The organism is Actimicrobium sp. CCC2.4 (assembly GCF_034347385.1).
Lineage (GTDB): Bacteria > Pseudomonadota > Gammaproteobacteria > Burkholderiales > Burkholderiaceae_D > Actimicrobium.
In genome coordinates, this window is the sequence record NZ_CP133777.1 from 982454 (window position 1) to 1001827 (window position 19374).

At 60.8% G+C, this 19374-nt stretch carries 15 protein-coding genes and 2 pseudogenes; 11 read left to right on the top strand and 6 right to left on the bottom strand.

Annotated features, from left to right (window positions below; genetic code table 11):
• Positions 1-212: 212 nt before the first annotated feature.
• A complete protein-coding gene (locus RHM62_RS04645; RefSeq protein ID WP_322124391.1) occupies positions 213-1151 on the bottom strand; it encodes a response regulator transcription factor in 939 nt (312 codons plus the stop codon).
• Positions 1132-4502, bottom strand: a pseudogene (locus RHM62_RS04650) (ATP-binding protein). Before RHM62_RS04650 ends, RHM62_RS04645 begins: the two are co-directional and overlap by 20 nt.
• Before the next feature lie 208 nt (positions 4503-4710).
• Here RHM62_RS04650 and RHM62_RS04660 point away from each other — a divergent pair.
• From RHM62_RS04660 to RHM62_RS04710, 11 genes and pseudogenes are all read left to right on the top strand, one after another.
• Positions 4711-6669, top strand: coding sequence for an F-box protein (locus tag RHM62_RS04660; RefSeq protein ID WP_322124393.1), 1959 nt, complete (start codon positions 4711-4713; stop codon positions 6667-6669).
• 265 nt (positions 6670-6934) lie between these two features.
• Positions 6935-8188, top strand: coding sequence for an urea ABC transporter substrate-binding protein (gene urtA / locus RHM62_RS04665; protein ID WP_322124394.1), 1254 nt, complete (start codon positions 6935-6937; stop codon positions 8186-8188).
• Between the two features lie 102 nt (positions 8189-8290).
• Positions 8291-9208, top strand: a complete 918-nt coding sequence (gene urtB, locus RHM62_RS04670; protein WP_322124395.1) for an urea ABC transporter permease subunit UrtB — start codon at positions 8291-8293, stop codon at positions 9206-9208.
• 24 nt (positions 9209-9232) lie between these two features.
• A complete protein-coding gene (gene urtC, locus RHM62_RS04675) occupies positions 9233-10375 on the top strand; it encodes an urea ABC transporter permease subunit UrtC (RefSeq protein ID WP_322124396.1) in 1143 nt (380 codons plus the stop codon).
• Positions 10372-11139, top strand: coding sequence for an urea ABC transporter ATP-binding protein UrtD (urtD, locus tag RHM62_RS04680; protein ID WP_322124397.1), 768 nt, complete (start codon positions 10372-10374; stop codon positions 11137-11139). The genes urtC and urtD overlap by 4 nt, the downstream gene beginning before the upstream one ends.
• Before the next feature lie 17 nt (positions 11140-11156).
• Entirely contained in the window at positions 11157-11846 is a 690-nt protein-coding gene (urtE, locus tag RHM62_RS04685) for an urea ABC transporter ATP-binding subunit UrtE (protein ID WP_322124398.1), read from the top strand.
• A 161-nt stretch (positions 11847-12007) separates the two neighbouring features.
• Complete coding sequence (locus tag RHM62_RS04690; protein ID WP_322124399.1) at positions 12008-13039, top strand: aliphatic amidase; 1032 nt, start codon at positions 12008-12010, stop codon at positions 13037-13039.
• A gap of 26 nt (positions 13040-13065) precedes the next feature.
• Positions 13066-13320, top strand: coding sequence for a hypothetical protein (locus RHM62_RS04695; protein WP_322124400.1), 255 nt, complete (start codon positions 13066-13068; stop codon positions 13318-13320).
• A gap of 46 nt (positions 13321-13366) precedes the next feature.
• Positions 13367-14548, top strand: coding sequence for a formamidase (gene fmdA / locus RHM62_RS04700; RefSeq protein WP_322124401.1), 1182 nt, complete (start codon positions 13367-13369; stop codon positions 14546-14548).
• Between the two features lie 60 nt (positions 14549-14608).
• Positions 14609-14908 (top strand): FmdB family zinc ribbon protein, encoded by a 300-nt coding sequence (locus RHM62_RS04705; RefSeq protein ID WP_009667427.1) that lies wholly within the window; start codon positions 14609-14611, stop codon positions 14906-14908.
• Positions 14909-15130: 222 nt separating this feature from the next.
• Positions 15131-16201: pseudogene (locus RHM62_RS04710) on the top strand (PDDEXK nuclease domain-containing protein).
• 19 nt (positions 16202-16220) lie between these two features.
• Here RHM62_RS04710 and RHM62_RS04715 read toward each other — a convergent pair.
• From RHM62_RS04715 to RHM62_RS04730, 4 genes are read right to left on the bottom strand one after another with little or no spacing between them, the layout of a single operon-like run.
• Positions 16221-16703 carry a DUF4405 domain-containing protein gene (locus tag RHM62_RS04715; RefSeq protein ID WP_322124402.1) on the bottom strand — a complete coding sequence of 161 codons (483 nt, stop codon included), beginning with the start codon at positions 16701-16703 and terminating at the stop codon, positions 16221-16223.
• 3 nt (positions 16704-16706) lie between these two features.
• Positions 16707-17534: an FAD:protein FMN transferase gene (locus tag RHM62_RS04720; protein ID WP_322124403.1), complete on the bottom strand. Its 828-nt coding sequence runs from the start codon at positions 17532-17534 to the stop codon at positions 16707-16709.
• Complete coding sequence (locus RHM62_RS04725) at positions 17531-18067, bottom strand: FMN-binding protein (protein ID WP_322124404.1); 537 nt, start codon at positions 18065-18067, stop codon at positions 17531-17533. The genes RHM62_RS04720 and RHM62_RS04725 overlap by 4 nt, the downstream gene beginning before the upstream one ends.
• Positions 18067-19362 (bottom strand): hypothetical protein, encoded by a 1296-nt coding sequence (locus tag RHM62_RS04730; protein WP_322124405.1) that lies wholly within the window; start codon positions 19360-19362, stop codon positions 18067-18069. The genes RHM62_RS04725 and RHM62_RS04730 overlap by 1 nt, the downstream gene beginning before the upstream one ends.
• Positions 19363-19374 lie beyond the last annotated feature (12 nt).

Here is a 19374-nt window from a genome sequence, read left to right on the forward strand (position 1 = left end):
AGCAGTCTCGCGGTCGCCTTTTTCTTGGTTACTCTCTTTTTGGCGAAGCAAAAAGAAGTGACCGGCTGCCGGGCCGCCCCCGGCTTGGTCGTGGCGGAGCACATAAAACACAAACTACCAACGACCGTAACCCAACCCAAGCCAACCCAACCCAACCCAACCAGCGAACCGTACATACGAAAAACGTGAGCGCTCATGCCCGCCAACCCCGCTTACGCCAGCGGTGACACCGTCTGTCGCGCCACCAACGCCGCTGCCGCCGAGCGGGTTTCGACCCCGAGCTTGACGAAAATATGTTCCAGATGCTTGTTCACCGTGCGCGGGCTCATGCCGAGGATGTCGGCAATATCGCGGTTGGTCTTGCCCTTGGCCAGCCACGCCAGCACATCGTGTTCGCGCGGCGTCAGCTGGTAACCGGCAAGCGTCGGCGCTGCCGCAGCGGCTTTGGCGGTGATGACTTCATCGAACAGCAGCAGCAAATCGCCACTGCGTTCACCACGCGAAAAACGGATGCACAGCGCGCTGTCCTGTTGTTGCACCCGCAGTGGTGCCACAGCCCCCGGATCGGCGCCGGCCAGGACCAGGTGTGCATCGATCCAGCCGCTCAGCAAGGGCGGCAGCGCACCGGTATCGCGCTGCGCAAAATACTGCTCCATCCAGGCCAGCGCCTTGCTGGTCTGCCATAGCGGCAAGCCTTGCCGGTCCAGCACGATGACCGCGTGGGCACTGGCTTCGCTGGCCGTGTTCGCCAGCGAAATCTGACTCGCGCTGCGCAGTTGCGCGACGATGCGCACGATCACTTCGCGCGGTTGCAAGGGCTTGATCACGTAATCATTGCCACCGACCTCGAAGCCGCGCACCACGTGTTCGGTCTCGGTCAGGCCGGTCATGAAGATCACCGGAATATGACGCGCGCCGGGCAGCGCGCGGATGCGCCGGCAGGTCTCGAAACCGTCCATGCCCGGCATCACCGCATCGAGCAGGATCAGGTGCGGCGTGACGTAACCGAGTCGCTCCAGTGCAGCGGCCCCGTCAGTGGCGACCAGCACCAGGTAACCGGCTTCATCGAGCGCATCCGAGAGTACCGCGAGGTTCTCGGGGACGTCGTCGACGATCAGGATCACATGCTGGTCAGAGGGCAGGGGGAGCATCGTGGATGGCTTCTTTTAGTCGGGCGGCAAAGTCGTTCAGGCGGAAGCGCCTGACCAGTTCGCGTAGTTCGGTCGTGAAGGCGAGTTGCGACGGCGTATGCTGTTCCAGCTCGGTCAGCTTGGCGAGGATGCCTTTGACGTAACCGATCGCGCCGAGTTCGAGCAGCGCTGCGAGCTCCTCGGGCGGGGGCCGCGTCGCCGGTGCCCCGGGCAGGACGGCCGGCAGCGGCATGGCGATCCAGTCGAGCTTCAGATGCAACTTGATCTTGGCCAGCAATTCGAGCAGCGAGACCGGCTTGACGATAAAGCCGTCATGGCACGGGAAGCCGGCGCGCCCGGCGGCGAGGTCGAAGGCATTGGCCGAGACGATCAGCAGCGGCAGCGTCGCGGTGCCAGGAAGCGCGCGGATGGCGCGGCTGACGGCCCAGCCATCCATCTCCGGCATCGCGATATCGAGCAGCACCAGGTCCGGCGGGGCGGCACGGATGCTGGCCAGACAGGCGGCGCCGCTGCCGGCCTCGGTGATGGCAAAGCCCATCGGCAGCAGCATCTGCGCGAGCATCGTGCGCTGGCCGGGCTGGTCATCGACGATCAGGATGCGCCGGCGCGTACCGGTGTAGCCCGACAGCGGATCGACCAGCGTTAGCGCCGCACGCGGCGCATGGACCGTCGGCAGATACAGCTTGAGCAGGAAGCAGCTGCCGCGTCCGGGTGTACTGGTGACGGTCAGTTCGCCGCCCATGATATGGGTCAGCATGTTGCTGATGGTCAGTCCCAGGCCGGTGCCGGCGGCGGCGCGCAGGTCGGCGCTGACGGTGCGCTCGAACGGATAAAAGATGCGTTCGGCTTCGTCGGCGGTCATGCCGATGCCGGTGTCCTCGATCGAGAAGTGCGCCATGTCGCGCCCGTAGTTCAGGCGCAGCGTGACCGCGCCGGTATCGGTGAACTTGAGCGCGTTGCCGAGCAAGTTGATCAGGATCTGGCGCACCCGCTTGTGGTCGGCGCGGACCACATCGGGCACGCGGTCGTTGCAGACGAAGGCGAACGCCAGGCCTTTTTCGGCAGCCAGCGGGGCGAACATCTGCACGATTTGCTCGAGGAAGGCGGGCAGCGCCAGTTCGTCGGTGTCGAGCCGCATCTTGCCGGCTTCGATCTTGGCGATGTCGAGCAAGCCATCGATCAGGCTGAGCAAATGGTTGCCGCTGCGATGGATCACGTCGATCGCATCCTTGCGGTGCGGCGGCATGGCCGGATCGAATTGCAGGATTTGCGCGTAGCCGAGGATGCTGTTGAGCGGCGTACGCAATTCATGGCTCATGCCGGTGATGAAGCGGGTCTTGGCGAGATTGGCCGACTCGGCGGCTTCCTTGGCGCGCTGCAGTTCGGCATCGGTTTTTTCGTGCGCGGCGATTTCCTGCAGCAGCAACCGGGTCTGGCGATCCGACTCTTCATGCGCGATGCGACGGCTGTCGGCAGTGAGCACCAGCCACCAGACCCCGACCCCGGTCAGCAGCATCAGGCTGAAGAACAACTTGACGAAAATCCAGCCGAGCTTGTCTTGTCCGGCGATTGACGACAACGTCGTCTGCTCCTGCGCGTACAGCAGCCACAGCAGCAGCGCCAGCCCGCTGCCAAGCAGGACGAGCACAATCAGGTAGCGGCTCAGTCGGGTTTGCAGGCGATCGGCCAGCTTGGCCGGCAATACCGCCATCAGCTGTTCGGGCAAGCGCGCAGCGACCTTGCAGCGATCGTTGCAGCGTACGTCGAGCGTGCAGCACAGCGAACAGATCGCGCCCTGATAGGCCGGACAGTGCGCCATGTCCTCGGTCTCGAAGGTGTTCTCGCAGACCACGCAACGGCGCGTGACCAGCCCGTCGCGCGGCAGCGTATCGGCTCGCGCAAGGTAATAGCGCCCGCGCGTGGCAAGCGCAATCAGCGGTGCCAGCAGCAGCGCGCTGCCGAGCGCGATGAACGGGGCGAGGGCCTGCGGCAGGCCCCCGAACAAGCCCGCCATCGCCAGCGCCGATAGCAAGGTCGCACCGAGCATCGCACCCACGCCGACCGGATTGATGTCATACAGATGCGCGCGCTTGAACTCGATATGCGGCGGACTCAGGCCGAGCGGCTTGTTGATGACCAGGTCGGCGACCACCGCACCGATCCATGAAATCGGCACCAGCGAATAGATCCCCAGCACATGCTCGAGCGCTGCGAAGACCCCCAGCTCCATGAGCAGGATCGCGATGAGCACATTGAACACCAGCCACACCACGCGGCCCGGATGGCTGTGCGTGAGCCGTGCAAAAAATTCGACCAGGCCAGCGATCCGGCATACGCGTTCGTGACGTTGATCTTGACTTGCGACACCACGACGAACAGCGTTACCGCCGCCAGTATCCAGGCCGGATTCGAGAACACGTAGCCGAACCCGACCAGGTACATCCGGGTCGGTTCGATGGCCTGATCCATCGGCACTTGATGCTGGATCGCCAGGAAGGCCAGTAGCGCACCGCCCAGCATTTTGGCTGCGCCCAGCACGACCCAGCCGGGTCCGGCCAGCAGCAGGGCCGACCACCACCGCACCCGGTTGACCGCGGTTTTTTCGGGCAGGAAGCGCAGAAAATCGACTTGCTCGCCGATCTGCGCGATCAGTGCAAAAGCGACCGCTGCGGCCGCCCCGAACAGCGTCAGGTTGAACGACCCGCCGTCTTCGGCGCGGCCGGAAAAATGCATCAGGTCGTTTAGCGCAGTCGGTTCTTTGTAGAGCACGCACGCATACGGCAGCACCAGCAGCACGATCCAGATCGGCTGGGTCCAGAGCTGCAGGCGGCTGATCCAGGTGATGCCCCAGGCCACCATCGGAATGATCACCAGCGAACAGGCGATGTAGCCGAGCGCCAGCGGCAAGCCGGCATACAGCTGCACCGCCTGCGCCATGATCGACGCTTCGAGCGCAAAGAAAATGAAGGTGAACGACGCATAGATCAGCGACGTGATGGTCGAGCCGATGTAGCCGAAGCCGGCACCGCGCGTCAGCAAGTCCATGTCGACGCCGTATTTGGCGGCGTAATAACTGATCGGCAGGCCGGTCAGGAAGATCAGCACCGACACGCACAGGATGGCCCAGAACGCATTCGAGAAACCGTAGCTCAGCGTGATTGCGCCGCCTATCGCTTCAAGCGCGAGGAAGGACACGGCCCCCATCGCGGTATTGGCCAGGCTGAACTCGGACCACTTGCGAAACGCGCGCGGCGTGAAGCGCAACGCATAGTCTTCGAGCGTCTCGTTGGCGACCAGGGTGTTGTAGTCGCGGCGTATCTTGATGATGCGTTGGGGCGCTGCCGTAGGCACAGGGTTCTCCGGCGGAAGGGGACTAGGGGCAAGCAGTCTTAGCAAGTTTTAAACCAGCGGATGCGACCTTGTGGCGCAGGATTTTGTGCGACATCGGGACGACGGCGCACTGGAATGGAGGATGTTTGCCTTGGCGTGGTGCGCGTGCACGGAACCATATCGCCGGATCGGCTACTCATGGCGAGTTCAACTACCTCGAGAAATTAACATGGGCAACATGATCAGAAGAATGCCGTGCGTACGCGCGTCGCAGGTAGCAGCAAATGAATCGCCGTCGGCCGTAGCCAGCGTGCGGGAACCAGCCGATGTGCCAGTAACGTCATCATCATCATCATCATCATCGAGCAGTGAAGCGGCGCCATCCGGCTTGCCCGATCAGCCATTGGCTGCCGCAGCAGACGGTGCCGGACCATCACGCTTGCCTTTGCCGGCCGGCAATGTCATGCAAGTGCAATTGCAGCTATCTGACCTGCCACCCGAGGTTCTGGTGTGCGTTGCCCGTTACCTGGGTGTCGGTGATCGTGGCAATTTCAGGCTGGTATCACGGGGTTTCAGGACGGCGGGTGCCGAAGCGACCCGCCGCGTCGCGCTCGATCATCCTGCGCACCTCGCCCCGGCATTAGCGGCCTTCCAGGTTGGTGGCATCGAACACCTCAGACTCACTGATGGCCAGTTCACCGATGCGCATCTGCAGCTTCTTCAGCAAGGTCCGGGGCAACACCAGGCGTCCGTGCGGCGCCTTGAGTTAAGCGGCAATACCCGTCTGACCGACGCCGGCCTGGCGCATCTGGCGGGGTTGATTTCGCTGGAGCACGTGGACATGCGGCCGTGCACGCGGGTCACGGATGCCGGGCTGGCCGCCCTGGCAGCGCTGCCCGCATTGCATACCCTTGAGCTGGCCGAGTTGCCGCAAGCCAGCGGTGCTCCGCTGGCGCAGATGCCGCAATTGCGGTACCTGACTTTGCAGCGCTGTCCGGGTATTGCCACGGCGACGCTGGAGGCACTGGGCAACCGGGCGATCCTGCAGCATCTGGCGATCACGCATCGCGGTAATTTGACGGATGACGAAGTGGCGATGCTGGCGCCGCTGACCCGGCTGCGCCACTTGAACCTCAATGCCAGCGGTGGCTTCACTGGTGCCGGGCTGGCCAACTGGACGCAAATGCCCGCACTGCTGCATCTGGACCTGACCTTTTGTCGGGCGCTGGTGGATGCGAATTTGGTTCATCTGGCTAAGATGCCCAATTTGCAGCATCTGAACCTCTCGTTTTCGATGCAGCTCTCCGACGCCGCACTGGCCCATCTGCCGCCGTTGCGTGCCTTGCAGCATCTGGACCTGTCGGGGATTTATCGGCTTACCGATGCCGGGCTAACCCCGCTATCGGCATTGACTGCATTGCAGCACCTGGATGTGCATTCCTGCAATCTGCTCACGGGTGCCACGCTGGACAGCTTTCAGGGGATGCCGTCGTTACAGCACCTCAATCTCGGATTTTGTAGTTCGCTTGATGATGCCGGCCTGGCGGCTGCGGCTCGCCTGCGGCAGTTGCGTCATCTCAATCTCACTCGATGCAGGAACCTCACGCAGGAGGGACTGGCAGCCTGTCTGCCGCAACTGGCAGGATTGCAGCATCTACAGGCCAGCGGCACATACATCGCAGATCGGCAAGTGCAAGACCTGTTCGCACAGGGTTCGTTGCAACAGCTGGCGTTGCAGAATTGCGTAGACCTGACGGAACGCGGTTTGGCGCAGCTGGTAACGATGCCATCGTTGCAATCGCTGGATTTGCGTGGCTGTCCGGGCGTTGCCGGTGCGGCGATGGCCGGGTTGGGGCGGCAGAGCGCGCTGGAAACGCTGGATCTGACGCGTTGTATCGGCGTGACCGGAGACGATCTCAGGCATTTTCAGTCACTGGGCAAGCTGCAGACCTTGCGACTGACCGGATGTGCGCGCGTCAACGACGCCGGACTGGGCCACTTGCAAGCATTGCCGGCACTGAAGACGCTGGATCTTACCGGTTGTGGCTATCTGACGGACGCCGCATTGCTCCAGGTCCCCCATTTTCCCGCGCTGGAAAAATTGCATCTGCACGGTTGCCATTTGATTTCCCCGATGGCCATCCTTGACCTGCAGCAGCAGATGCCGGGATTGACGATCCTGCCATAGCAGTTCCCCGCAATCTGATGGACAAGACATGCCGCAGCATGTCGCGTCCCTCTTCCCTCCGGGTCTCCTGACCCGCATTGCCGCCAACAGGCTACGTACTCCACCGGTCACCGCACTTACGTCAAACGACGTATTGATGCACTGCAGCGCAACTCCTAATCTACGTCTCAAGGCAAACCGGTTTCCAGACAGGCAACACCGGCCAGTGTTGAAACCGGTTCGCCAGCGTATTTCCCGCCGCATCACAATCTGAAAGGAGCACTGCATGTCACCTCGTTCCCCTGCCGATATCAAGTCGGCGCAGCGTCGCAAGGTCCTCATGGGCCTGGCTGTTGCCTCTACGCTGGCCTTCCCGGTGATGGGCTTTGCCCAGTCTCCGGCCACCGCCAAAATCAACACGACCAAGCTGGCCATCACCGATACCGAAGTCACGGTCGGCCAGTTGCATTCAGCGACCGGCACGATGGCCATCAGTGAAACCGGTTCGATCCAGGCCGAGCGCCTGGCGATCGACCAGATCAATGCGATGGGCGGCATCCTCGGCCGCAAGATCAAGATCATCCAGGAAGACGGTGCCAGCGACTGGCCGACCTTCGCTGAAAAAGCCAAGAAACTGCTGGTCAGTGACCGCGTTGCCACCGTCTTTGGATGCTGGACTTCGGCCTCGCGCAAAGCGGTGTTGCCGGTGTTCGAAAAAGAAAACGGCCTGTTGTACTACCCGACTTTCTACGAAGGTCTCGAGCAATCGAAGAACGTGTTCTACACCGGCCAGGAAGCCACTCAGCAAGTGCTGGCAGGTCTGGACTGGATCGCCAAGGAAAAGAAAGCCAAGACTTTTTTTCTGGTCGGCTCCGACTACATCTGGCCACGCACGTCCAATAAAATTGCACGCAAACATATCGAGAACGTGATCAAGGGTTCGGTCGTCGGCGAAGAGTACTACCCGCTCGGCAACACCCAGTTCGGCTCGCTGATCAACAAGATCAAGCTGAAAAAACCGGACGTGATTTTCACCGACGTCGTCGGTGGCAGCAACGTCGCGTTCTACAAGCAACTGAAAGCCGCCGGCGTCACCGCCAAGACCCAGACCTTGCTGACGATTTCGGTCACCGAAGATGAAATGCTCGGTATCGGCGGCGAAAACGTCGAAGGCTTCTACGCGTCGATGAAGTATTTCCAGAGCCTCGAGAACCCGAATAACAAGAAATTCGTTGCCGACTTCAAGGCCAAGTACGGCGCCAATGCGGTGATGGGTGACGTCACCCAGGCGGCCTACCTTGGACCCTGGTTGTGGAAAGCGGCGGTCGAAAAAGCCGGCAGCTTTGATGTCGACAAAGTCATCGCCGCCTCGGCCGGACTGGAACTGAAGAACGCGCCGGAGGGCTACGTCAAGGTCCATGAAAACCATCACCTGTGGAGCAAGACCCGCATCGGCCAGGCACAAAAAGACGGCCAGTTCAAGGTGGTCTACGAGTCGGAGCTGATCGAGCCGAATCCGTTTCCTAAGGGTTATCAGTAACACCCCCCGTAGCGTGGGCACGGTGTCTTCGTGCCCACGCTACAACGGCTTTACCGCACGCCGCAGCACCCGATTTCATACGCAGCATCAACAGGAGTCACCATGGAGTGGTTATCAGAATTCGGCGCCATCTTCGCGATGCAGGGCTTCAACGGCCTGTCGGTCTTTTGCGTGCTGTTGTTGATGGCACTCGGACTGGCCATCATCTTCGGACAGATGGGCGTGATCAACATGGCGCATGGCGAGTTCCTGACCATAGGCGCTTACATGACGTATTTGCTGTCGCACCTTACGACAACCTATGCGCCGGCTTTCCAGCCCTACTATTTTTTCCTGGCGATCGTGCTGTCGTTTCTGGCAGCCTACGGCGTCGGGTACCTGACCGAGCGGCTGATGATCAGCCGCCTCTACAAACGTCCGCTTGATACCTTGCTGGCCACCTGGGGCCTGAGCCTGCTGATGCAGCAAACCTTCCGTTCGATCTTCGGTGCCAAGGAAGTCAGCGCCACTTTGCCTGACTGGTTGATGGGCTCGTTCAAGCCAACCGACAGCATCGATATCCCGATCAACGGCGCCTTCATGATGGGCCTGACCGTCGTCATGACCGGCGGCATTTTTCTGTTGCTGTTCCGTTCGCGCTGGGGCTTGCAGGTGCGCGCGACGATGCAGAACCGGCTGATGAGCGGTGCCGTCGGCATCAATACCCGCAAGGTCGACCGCACGACGTTCGCCCTTGGTTGCGGCGTCGCCGGCGTGGCCGGATCGGCCTTCACGACAATCGGTTCGACCGGGCCTACCAGCGGATCGCTCTACATCGTTGACACTTTTCTGGTGGTCGTGTTCGGTGGTGCGCAAAGCCTGATCGGCACGATTGCCTCGGCGTTTTCGATTGCCCAGACCCAGTCGACGTCGGAGTTCTTTCTGTCCGGATCGATGGCCAAGGTGCTGACTTTGTCGGCGGTGATCGTGATCCTGATGCTGCGTCCGCAAGGACTGTTCTCTTCCAAAGTCCGCAAGTAATCCATCCACCTCCAGGGACCGACCATGAACACACTGTATGAAAAAATACTGGGAGGACGGCAGGGTGCCATCGGCCTGCTGGTGCTGGGCGCATTGCTGATCGTCGTGTTCCCGTTGCTGCTCGACAGCTTCCGCCTCGGGCTGGTCGGCAAGTATCTGTCGTATGCGTTTGTCGCGGTCGGTCTGGTGCTGTGCTGGGGGTACGGCGGCATCCTGAGCCTGGGCCAGGGAGTGTTCTTCGGCGTCGGTGGTTATTGCATGGCGATGTTTCTGAAGCTCGAAGCGTCGGACCCGATCAGCACTAAAATCCAGTCGACGCCGGGCATTCCGGACTTCATGGACTGGAACCAGATCACCGAACTGCCGATGATGTGGCAGCCATTCCATAGCCTCGGCCTGACCATCCTGCTGGTGCTGGCCGTACCAACGCTGATCGCGTTCATCCTGGGCGTGGCGATGTTCAAGCGCCGCGTCGGCGACGTGTATTTTTCTATCGTCACGCAAGCCGTCGCTGCCATCCTGGCCATCCTGATTGTCGGCCAGCAAGGACTGACCGGCGGCGTCAACGGCATCACTGACCTGAAGACTATGCTGGGCTGGGACATCCGCACCGATTCGGCCAAGCTGATCCTGTACTTCGTCACCGTCGCCTTGTTGTTAGCTTGCGTACTGTTCGGCCGCTACATCCTCACTTCCAAGCTGGGCCGCCTGCTGATGGCGATGCGCGACAAGGAAGAGCGTGTACGTTTTTCCGGCTATGACGTGGCCAGTTTCAAGATCTTCGTGTTCTGCGTCGCGGCAGCTTTCTCGGCCATCGGCGGCGCGATGTTCACGCTGCAGGTCGGCTTCATGTCGCCGTCGTTTGTCGGTATCGTGCCGTCGATCGAGATGGTGATCTACGCCGCTGTCGGTGGTCGCATGTCGCTGCTGGGCGCGATCTACGGCACCTTGCTGGTGAACTTCGGCAAGACGTATTTTTCCGAAACCTTCCCCGAACTGTGGCTGTTCCTGATGGGCGGTCTGTTCATCACCGTCGTCATGTATTTCCCGAACGGAATCGCCGGATTGTACGAGTCGCATGGCCGCAGATGGGTAGAGAAACTGCTGCCGGCAACCCGCCGCAAAGGGACCGTCCAAGCTGCCGCCGAACTGGAGACCGCCACATGAGCAACGCACCCATCGGCGTCAAGAATGCCAACCGGCCGGTCCTGTCCGTCGAAGGCCTGACCGTCTCATTCGATGGTTTCAAGGCCGTCGATAACCTGAACCTGTACGTCAACCGCAACGAAGTCCACGTCGTGATCGGCCCGAACGGAGCCGGCAAGACCACGGTGCTTGATCTGATCTGCGGCAAGACTCAGGCCACCGCCGGCAGCATCCGCTTCAACGAGCGCGAACTGACGAAGATGGCCGAGTACGACATCGTCCGCGCCGGTGTCGGCCGCAAGTTCCAGACGCCCTCGATCTACGAAAACCTGAGCGTTTTCGATAACCTCGAAATGTCGTTCCCGCGTGGCCGTTCGGTGTTCGGTGCGCTGGTGTTCGAGCGTTCGGCTGACGTGATTGCCCGCGTCAATGAAGTCGCCGCCGAGATCTTCCTGAGCGAGCAATTGCATGCGCAGGCCGACCTGCTGTCGCACGGCCAGAAGCAGTGGCTGGAGATCGGCATGCTGCTGATGCAGGAGCCGGAACTGCTGATGTTGGATGAACCGGTGGCCGGCATGAGTGTGTCCGAGCGCAGCAAGACCGCCGAGCTGCTGGGCCGTATCAGCCAGGGCCGTTCGGTGCTGGTCATCGAGCACGACATGGAATTCGTCAAGAGCATCGCGCACCGGGTCACCGTGCTGCACCAGGGCAAAGTGCTGGCCGAGGGCAGCATGGAATCGGTGCAGGCCAATCCGAAAGTGATCGAAGTCTATCTGGGTCACTGAGACCGAAAGGAAACACCATGTTGAGCATCACCAATCTCGTTTCCGGCTACGGCCAGAGCCAGGTCATCCATGACATCAGCCTGAATGTCGAGAAGACCGAAATCGTCGCCATCATGGGTCGCAACGGCATGGGCAAGACCACGCTGTTCAAGACGCTGATGGGCGTGCTACCCAAGCGTAGTGGCAGCATCCGCATCGGCGGGCACGAAATCGGCGGCATGGAAAGCTACCAGCGCGTCGAAAGCGGTATCGCCTATGTACCGCAGGGCCGGATGATTTTTTCCAACATGACCGTACTTGAAAACATCCAGACCGGCTTGCCCGCCAAAGCGCGCGGCAAGGTACCCGAAGAACTGTATGCGCTGTTCCCGGTGCTGTTCGACATGCGCGGTCGCAAGGGCGGCAACCTGTCGGGCGGCCAGCAACAGCAGCTGGCGATTGCCCGCGCGCTGGCGACCGAACCGAAAGTGCTGTTGCTCGATGAGCCGACCGAAGGCATCCAGCCGTCGATCATCAAGGACATCGCGCGCAGCCTGAAAGAAATCCGCACGATGCGCCAGCTGACCATCATCGTCTCGGAACAGGTGCTCAGCTTCACGCTCGACATCGCTGACCGTTTTCTGGTGATCGACAAGGGCCGTTTTGTTTATGAAGACACGCGCGCCAATGTCGATGCGCCGACCATCAGCAAGTACTTGTCGGTGTGAACGGTGCAATGCCCTGCGGTGATTGCACCCTACGACGGCGCTACACGTAGGGTGCAATCACCAACGGGCATTGCACCAAATGCACCACCAACCTACGCCAAGGCCAATGTGGCTGGCGTCGATAAAAATTGAGTTGTACGCAATCTAATCAAGGAGTCCGCATGAGACACGGTGACATTTCCAGCAGCAACGACAGCGTCGGCGTCGCAGTCGTCAACTACAAGATGCCACGCCTGCACACCCGTGCCGAGGTACTCGACAACGCCCGCAAGATCGGCGAGATGCTGGTCGGCATGAAGACCGGCTTGCCCGGCATGGACCTGGTGATTTTTCCGGAATACTCGACCCACGGGATCATGTACGACGCGCAGGAGATGTTTGACACCGCGTCCACCATCCCCGGCCCCGAGACCGATGTCTTTGCGGCAGCCTGCATCAAGGCCAATGTCTGGGGCGTGTTCTCGATCACCGGCGAACAGCACGAAGAGCATCCGAACAAGGCGCCGTACAACACGCTGATCCTGATGAACAACAAGGGCGAGATCGTGCAGAAGTACCGCAAGATCATGCCGTGGACGCCGATCGAAGGCTGGTATCCGGGCGACACGACTTATGTCTGCGAGGGTCCGAAAGGCTTGAAGATCAGCCTGATCATTTGCGACGACGGCAACTATCCCGAAATCTGGCGCGACTGTTCGATGAAGGGCGCCGAGCTGATCGTGCGCTGCCAAGGCTACATGTATCCGTCGAAAGAGCAGCAGGTGCTGGTCTCGAAGGCGATGGCCTTCATGAACAACGTGTATGTGGCGGTGGCCAATGCAACGGGTTTCGATGGCGTGTATTCGTATTTCGGCCACTCGGCGCTGATCGGCTACGACGGCCGCACGCTGGGCGAATGCGGCACCGAAGAAATGGGCATCAACTACGCCGAACTGTCCGTCAGCAGCATCCGCGACGCGCGCCGCAACGGGCAATCGCAAAACCATCTGTACAAGCTGCTGCACCGCGGTTACACCGGCACCATCAATTCCGGCGAAGACCCGGCCGGCAAGGCCGACTGTCCGTTCGATTTCTACAAGACCTGGGTCAACGATCCGCAAGCCGCGCGGGCGCAATCGGAAGCGCTGACGCGCGCGACGGCCGGCACGCCGGAATGCCCGATCGCCGGCATCCCCAACACCCCGAATACCTGATTTTTTTCTGCCCAAGGAGAATCGCGATGATTGGCTTCATGCACTACAACAAATTCGGCACCGCCGGATTCACCGATAGCGGCAAGGCGCGTTGTGCGTCATCGGCACAAACCTGTCCGGTTTGTTTGCTGTCGTTCACTGCTTCCGGCGGCGTGCTGCCGGACGGCACCGTGCTGCAGCAGGACGCGTGGGTCAAGCTGGTCTGCACCACGATCAAGGATGAGACCGTCAGCGGCGGTTATCAGGCCGGGTGCTTTGCAGGCGCGTTTCCGTCCTCCTGATTCATCTTCCTGATCCCCGATTTTTGTTACCTAACAAGGAGCAACCATGCAGCACTTCACCATCAAACCGGGCGTCCCACTGGCCGAACAACCCGAACTGGGTCACAACCGCTGGCATCCGGATATTCCGTTCCTGTCACGCGTCAAGCCGGGCGAAGAAATCATCATCGAATCGCTCGACTTTCTCGATGGCCAGATCCATGACAACGACGACGTCGCCGATGTTCGCGATGTCGACCTGACCCGCGCCCATCCGCTGACCGGCCCGTTCTACATCGAAGGTGCCGAACCCGGCGACTTGCTGGTGGTCGACCTGCTCGACATCAAACCGATCACACCGGTCGGTTTTTCGGGCGTGTTTGCGAAGTCGAATGGCGGCGGTTTCCTGGCCGATTATTTTCCCGAACCCGCCAAGGCAATCTGGGATTTGAAAGGGTTATATGCGACCTCGCGCCACATCCCCGGCGTGCGTATCGCCGGCCTGACGCATCCGGGCCTGATGGGCTGTTTGCCATCAATGGACTTGCTCAATGAATGGAATCGTCGCGAAGCGCCACTGGCCAAGCTGGGCCTGGCCAAACCGCCGGATCCGAAGACGGCGGTGCTGCGTGGCGTGACCGGTTCGGCATTCGACCGGATGGCAGCCGAGGCGGCGCGTACCGTGCCACCGCGCGAACATGGTGGCAATACCGACATCAAGGACCTGTCGTCGGGCACGCGGATTTTCTTCCCGGTGTATGTGAAGGGCGCGGGCTTTTCGATGGGCGACTTGCACTTCTCGCAGGGCGATGGCGAAATCGGCTTCTGCGGCGCGATTGAGATGGATGGCGCGACCCACGTCGCGTTCGACCTGATCAAGGGCGGCATGGCCAAGTACGGCCTGACCGCACCGATCTTTTTGCCCAGCGTGGTCAAGCCGCACTACAGCAAGTACATCACCTTCGAAGGCATCAGCGTCGAGAACGGCAAGAACTACTACCTCGATGCGACCGTCGCGTATCGCCAGGCCTGCCTGAAGGCAATCGACTACCTGACCCGCTTCGGCTACACGGGTCCGCAAGCCTACATGTTGCTGACGGCCGCACCGGTCGAAGGTCGCATAGGCGGCATCGTCGACATCCCGAACTGCGCCTGCACGGTATCGATCCCGACCGAGATTTTTGATCAGGACATCACGCCCAAAGGCATGCTCAACGACCTCGCGCACTGGGGTCGCAAGCAGCCGTAACACGTCAGTATTGCGGCGGGATCTCCGATCCTGCCGCGTTCTCTTTTCAAGGAAATCACCATGCCGTTCTATGACATCCACTGCAGCGAATGCGAAGGCATCTTCGAACGCATGCTCAAGGTCAGCGACCTGCATACCGCGATCGACTGCCCGTACTGCAAACAGCAAACCGTCGCCCGTCCGGCCCTCAATGCATCGCGCGTGAGCTTGCAAGTGACCGACACCTGGAAGCCGCGCACCGGCGCCGAACGACTGGCCGGCAATGGCGTGGCGGGGCAAGGCACCAGCACGCGGCGCATCCGCAATAGCGTGCTACATAACTGCAAGGGGCATAGCTGCAGCATTTGTGAATTGCCTTGAGGGGGATATTTTCAATCCGTCAGGTGGCGTCAGACGGCTACGAAATTTGCTTATCGTTCAGGGATGTATGCATTTTTTTCATGAAATGAATAAGCCGTGATGCATTGAAAAGTCCGTCCGGATAACTCTCTTACACTCTCCGCTAGGCTGACGCCGCGCTTACTGCACGGCACCACTACTTCCATGCACGCACGTCATGCATGTTGCCATTCGGAGGGAATAATGAGCAGTTCAACATCTGGAAACATCACCGCCGAACAGGTCGATCGCCTGTTCCAGGAGATCAGCAGCTTGCTGCTGACGGCGCGACGCGAGGTGCGCAGAACAGTCAACGATGTGATGATCCAGACCTATTGGCAAATTGGTCGACTCATCGTTGAGGAGGAACAGAGCGGTGCGGCCCGTGCGATGTATGGCAAAGGAACGCTCGAGTCACTGTCGCGGAGGTTGACTGCGCAGTTCGGCAAAGGCTACTCGCTGGCAAATTTACGAAATTTCCGTCAATTTTTCCAAACATATTGCGCTGACGACATTCACTACACGGCAGGTAGCGAATTGAGCTGGTCCCACTATCGCTTGCTGATGCGCATCGAAAAAATCGAGGCGCGTCGCTGGTATGCACAGGAAGCTATCGCTCAACACTGGAGTGTCGCTGCGCTCGACCGGCAAGTCAGCACGCTTTATTTTGAGCGCTTGTTGTCCAGTCAGGACCAGGCCTCTGTCAAGACGGAAGCGAAGCGCCTGATAGAACGCGATGCATCAGCAGATCCACGTGACTTTATTCGCGACCCTTACGTTCTTGAGTTTCTAGGTGCCGAACCTGGTGCCGCCTTGTACGAAAAAGACCTGGAACAAGGATTACTCAACCAGCTGCAACAGTTTTTGCTTGAGTTAGGAAAAGGTTTTGCATTCGTCGCTCGGCAGAAGCATTTTCGGATCGAGAGCGAAGATTGCTTTGTCGACCTGGTCTTCTATAATTTTTTGCTGCGATGCTTTGTGCTTGTCGAGTTAAAAGTGGGCGAGCTTTCACATCAGGATGTGGGGTAGATGGACATGTATGTGCGTGTCTGCGACCAGAAATTGCGGCAGCCAGCGGATAACCCGACGCTTGGACTGATACTTTGCTCGGAGCGCAACGATGCGGTCGCCCGGTATTCGTTGCTCGCCGATAGCCCGCAATTGTTCGCCAGTCGTTACCGTGCGCTGCTTCCGACCGAAGAGGAGCTTCAGGCAGAGCTGCGTCGTGACCATGCATTGATCGAGTCAAGGAAGGCGCTGGACGACGGCGATTGATGACTAGTTGCAGATTGTTTTAACTGCTGTTCGTGCGCCCCAGCCACACATGCAGCGGCAACCCGGCAGCAAAGCCCCCCCCGATCAGCCAATGCACCCACGACCAGGCCGGCCGGGACATCTCGCCGGCGAGGTAATACAGACCGTAGCCGGTCAGGACCAGCAACCCCGTCAGCGCGATCATGCTCCAGCCGGAGCTGCGGTTGCGTCGCGCCCGCAAACCGCGCCGGATATGGTTGTTCAGCATGCTGCCGAGCAGGAATAGCAGCGCCATCGCGGCGCCACCGTGCAGCTTCATCGACCACGGTTCGAACGGACTGACCGACTCGCCGAATTCGGTGACCGGCCGCAAGAAAAAATGCGCGACGAGCCACGCCACTCCGCTCAGCGTCAGCAATGCGATCGTCAGATAAACGCTGCGGCGCTGCCAGCGTTCCATCGGCATCGACATGGCTGCGGCTTGGCGCGACGGATGGTGCAGCGTGTGTTTGGGTGGGCGCATGGATCAGAGTATGAATGCCTGCGCGCGATGTCGCGCCAGCAGCGGATGCGTGGCATCGCCGCTGGCCATGACGATCTTGGTCAGCGCATCGGCGTGCAGGCAATCGGCGGCCTGCACGGTGACACTGCGACGGCTGTTGATTGGTTCGCCACTGCGGCCATCGACCAGTGCACTGACGGCGCGCCCGCCGATTTCCCCGGCCGAAAAATACGTCGCCGAGGTGGCCAGTGCCGCGTTGGCCAGATCGACCGTGACGGTGCTTCCGGTGACGGTCGACGGGTCGCGGATGGCGATGGCAAACGGGGTTGCACCGAGCACCCGGACATCACCGCCGGCATTGACGCAAGCCGATGTCACGCCGGCCTGCTGCAAGACGGCGATGGCCTGGTCGACCGCGTAACCCTTGGCGATGCCGCCGAGATCGATCAGCACGTCGCGGGTTTTGTGCACGTGTCCATCGGCGGCAAGCAGCAGTCCGCAATCATTGGCGTCGTAGGCCGGCAAAGCGCGGCCGGGTGACGGCAAATATTCCCAGTGCACCAGCCGTGTCGCGCAGCTGATATTGAAGATCGCGTCACTGCCGGCATGCAGTTGCAGCGCGAGCCGGATGACGCAGGCGGTGTGAGCATCGATGGCAACGGTGGAGCCGACGGCAGCGCGATTGAGGCGGGCGACATCGCTGCCGGCGTCATGGAAACTCATCAGCCGGTGCACTTCGCTGATACGGGAAAACGCGGCTGTGAAGGCGGCATTCAGTGGTCCGGCATCGAGCACATCGCCAATCCGGATATCGACCAGCGTGCCTAGCCACGGTTGCGCGCGGCACTTCATTTTTTGAGAGCGACCTGCACGACGGCAGCGATGCGGCGTACGCCATCGGTGACATGATTCGAGGACAGCGTTGCACCGCTGATGTTGCTGATGCCCTCGCCGACGGCCAGTCCGGCTTGCGCCGATTTACCGACGAACTGCTTGCGCCATGCGGGGCTGCGGATTTCAAAGCCGTGGCTCTCGCGGTAGGTCAGGATTTCGATTTGTCGTACCGTCGCATCGGGGCTCAGTGCCACCGCATACGAAATCAGCTCGTACTTGCCGATCACGTCATCGAGCACGACATAGCCCAGCAGCGTCTCGCCGCGCCATGCCGACAAGACGCGCCATTGCACCGAGCGCGCCGGCAGGCCGGCAAGCTTTTGCACGTCGCGCATTTGCGCGGCAGTCAGTTCCAGTGGCTGCGGCTTGAACGTGGTGGCGTCGGCAAACATGACTTGCTGTGCTTCTTCCGCCGTCAGGTATTGGGTGGCGAACGCGCTGCCGCTGGCCAGCAGCGCGCAGGTGACCAGCGCGCTGCCGGTGCGGCCCATCAAAATGCGTAACCCATGCCGAGATTGACGCGGTCGCGGGTCCGGTCGATCTGGAATTTCTGGTAATCGGCCTTCAGTACAACGCCTTCACCGACCCGCAGATTGGCACCGGCAGTGGTGACTTTTTCGGTCGGCCCTGTCGCGACCTCGGCGCCTTGCACCTGCCCGGCATAGCTGCGCGCGGTGTTGAATTGCTCATAGCGGACGAACGGCGAGAAGACGTAATCCTGCGATTTCCAGGCTTGATAGGCGGCTTGTACATACCAGCCATCGAACGATGACGGTACCGGCGTCGGGTTGCCGGCAAACGTCAGGTTCAGGTTGGTCGTATTGCTGATCGTGCCGCGGGCGTACACGCCGGCCAGATCCCATTTGCCGGGGGTGTACCGGGCATGCACATCCCACAGCGTCACGCGGGATTTTGGTGCGGCGAAGTTGGCTGCGCCCTGCGCGACGTCACCGCTAAAGACAGAGCCGCCGAGCAGCAAGCCCGGTACGCCACGCCAGTTCAGTGCGGCGTGGCCGCCGAGGTTGCGTGATTTGGCAAGCTGACCTTCCTGATGGATCGCGGCCAGCGGCGATTCGCGGCCATCGGGCGATGCCGCATCCCACTTGCCCAGATCGAATCCGGTGGTCAGGCCGAGGTCCCAGGTCAGGCCGTTGTCGAGTGTTGACGACAGACCGATACCAGCTTCGCGCCAGGTCGACGGGATGATCGCGGTTTCGACAAAATTGCGTTCGACACCGTAAAACGCGGTCGGCTCGTGGTTGGTATTGAGCAGGCCGGCCGGCATCAGGAACAGGCCGACCTTGGCACGCAGGCCATTGTCAAATTCGCGCTCGATGTACAACTGCTCGACTGCGGCTTCGCCCTTGTCGTCGGCCGAGGTGACCGCGTGCTCCCATTCGAATTCGGAGACCAGCTTGGTCTTCGCATCGAAGCGATGCTGGATGCCGATGACGGCGCGGCGGACATCGGTCTGAGCGGCGCTGGCATCCTTGCTCGGGCGGTTGTAATTGATTTCGCCGTAGCCGGACAAGACCGTTTGCGGTTCGCTGCTCATGCCGCCTGAGGTGCCGGCCTGGCTGGAAGCGACCGGTGTTGGCCCGGCCAACTGGCGCGCTTCGACGGCATCGCTTTTTTTGCGGGTGGCGGCCAGTTCGGCCTTGACCTGATCGAGCTCGGCGGCGAGCTTGTCGAGTCGTTGCATCAGGTCGGCTTCGCTGGCATGCGCCAGCAGCGGAAGGGTACAGAAAGCGAGCGCAACAGCGCGTGCGGCAAGGGTCAGTTTCATGGTGGGGATGTG

Coding starts and splice junctions, on each gene's coding strand:
- RHM62_RS04645 (WP_322124391.1), bottom strand. CDS start 1,151: ATGCTCCCCCTGCCCTCTGACCAGCATGTGATCCTGATCGTCGACGAC.
- RHM62_RS04660 (WP_322124393.1), top strand. CDS start 4,711: ATGGGCAACATGATCAGAAGAATGCCGTGCGTACGCGCGTCGCAGGTA.
- urtA (WP_322124394.1), top strand. CDS start 6,935: ATGTCACCTCGTTCCCCTGCCGATATCAAGTCGGCGCAGCGTCGCAAG.
- urtB (WP_322124395.1), top strand. CDS start 8,291: ATGGAGTGGTTATCAGAATTCGGCGCCATCTTCGCGATGCAGGGCTTC.
- urtC (WP_322124396.1), top strand. CDS start 9,233: ATGAACACACTGTATGAAAAAATACTGGGAGGACGGCAGGGTGCCATC.
- urtD (WP_322124397.1), top strand. CDS start 10,372: ATGAGCAACGCACCCATCGGCGTCAAGAATGCCAACCGGCCGGTCCTG.
- urtE (WP_322124398.1), top strand. CDS start 11,157: ATGTTGAGCATCACCAATCTCGTTTCCGGCTACGGCCAGAGCCAGGTC.
- RHM62_RS04690 (WP_322124399.1), top strand. CDS start 12,008: ATGAGACACGGTGACATTTCCAGCAGCAACGACAGCGTCGGCGTCGCA.
- RHM62_RS04695 (WP_322124400.1), top strand. CDS start 13,066: ATGATTGGCTTCATGCACTACAACAAATTCGGCACCGCCGGATTCACC.
- fmdA (WP_322124401.1), top strand. CDS start 13,367: ATGCAGCACTTCACCATCAAACCGGGCGTCCCACTGGCCGAACAACCC.
- RHM62_RS04705 (WP_009667427.1), top strand. CDS start 14,609: ATGCCGTTCTATGACATCCACTGCAGCGAATGCGAAGGCATCTTCGAA.
- RHM62_RS04715 (WP_322124402.1), bottom strand. CDS start 16,703: ATGCGCCCACCCAAACACACGCTGCACCATCCGTCGCGCCAAGCCGCA.
- RHM62_RS04720 (WP_322124403.1), bottom strand. CDS start 17,534: ATGAAGTGCCGCGCGCAACCGTGGCTAGGCACGCTGGTCGATATCCGG.
- RHM62_RS04725 (WP_322124404.1), bottom strand. CDS start 18,067: ATGGGCCGCACCGGCAGCGCGCTGGTCACCTGCGCGCTGCTGGCCAGC.
- RHM62_RS04730 (WP_322124405.1), bottom strand. CDS start 19,362: ATGAAACTGACCCTTGCCGCACGCGCTGTTGCGCTCGCTTTCTGTACC.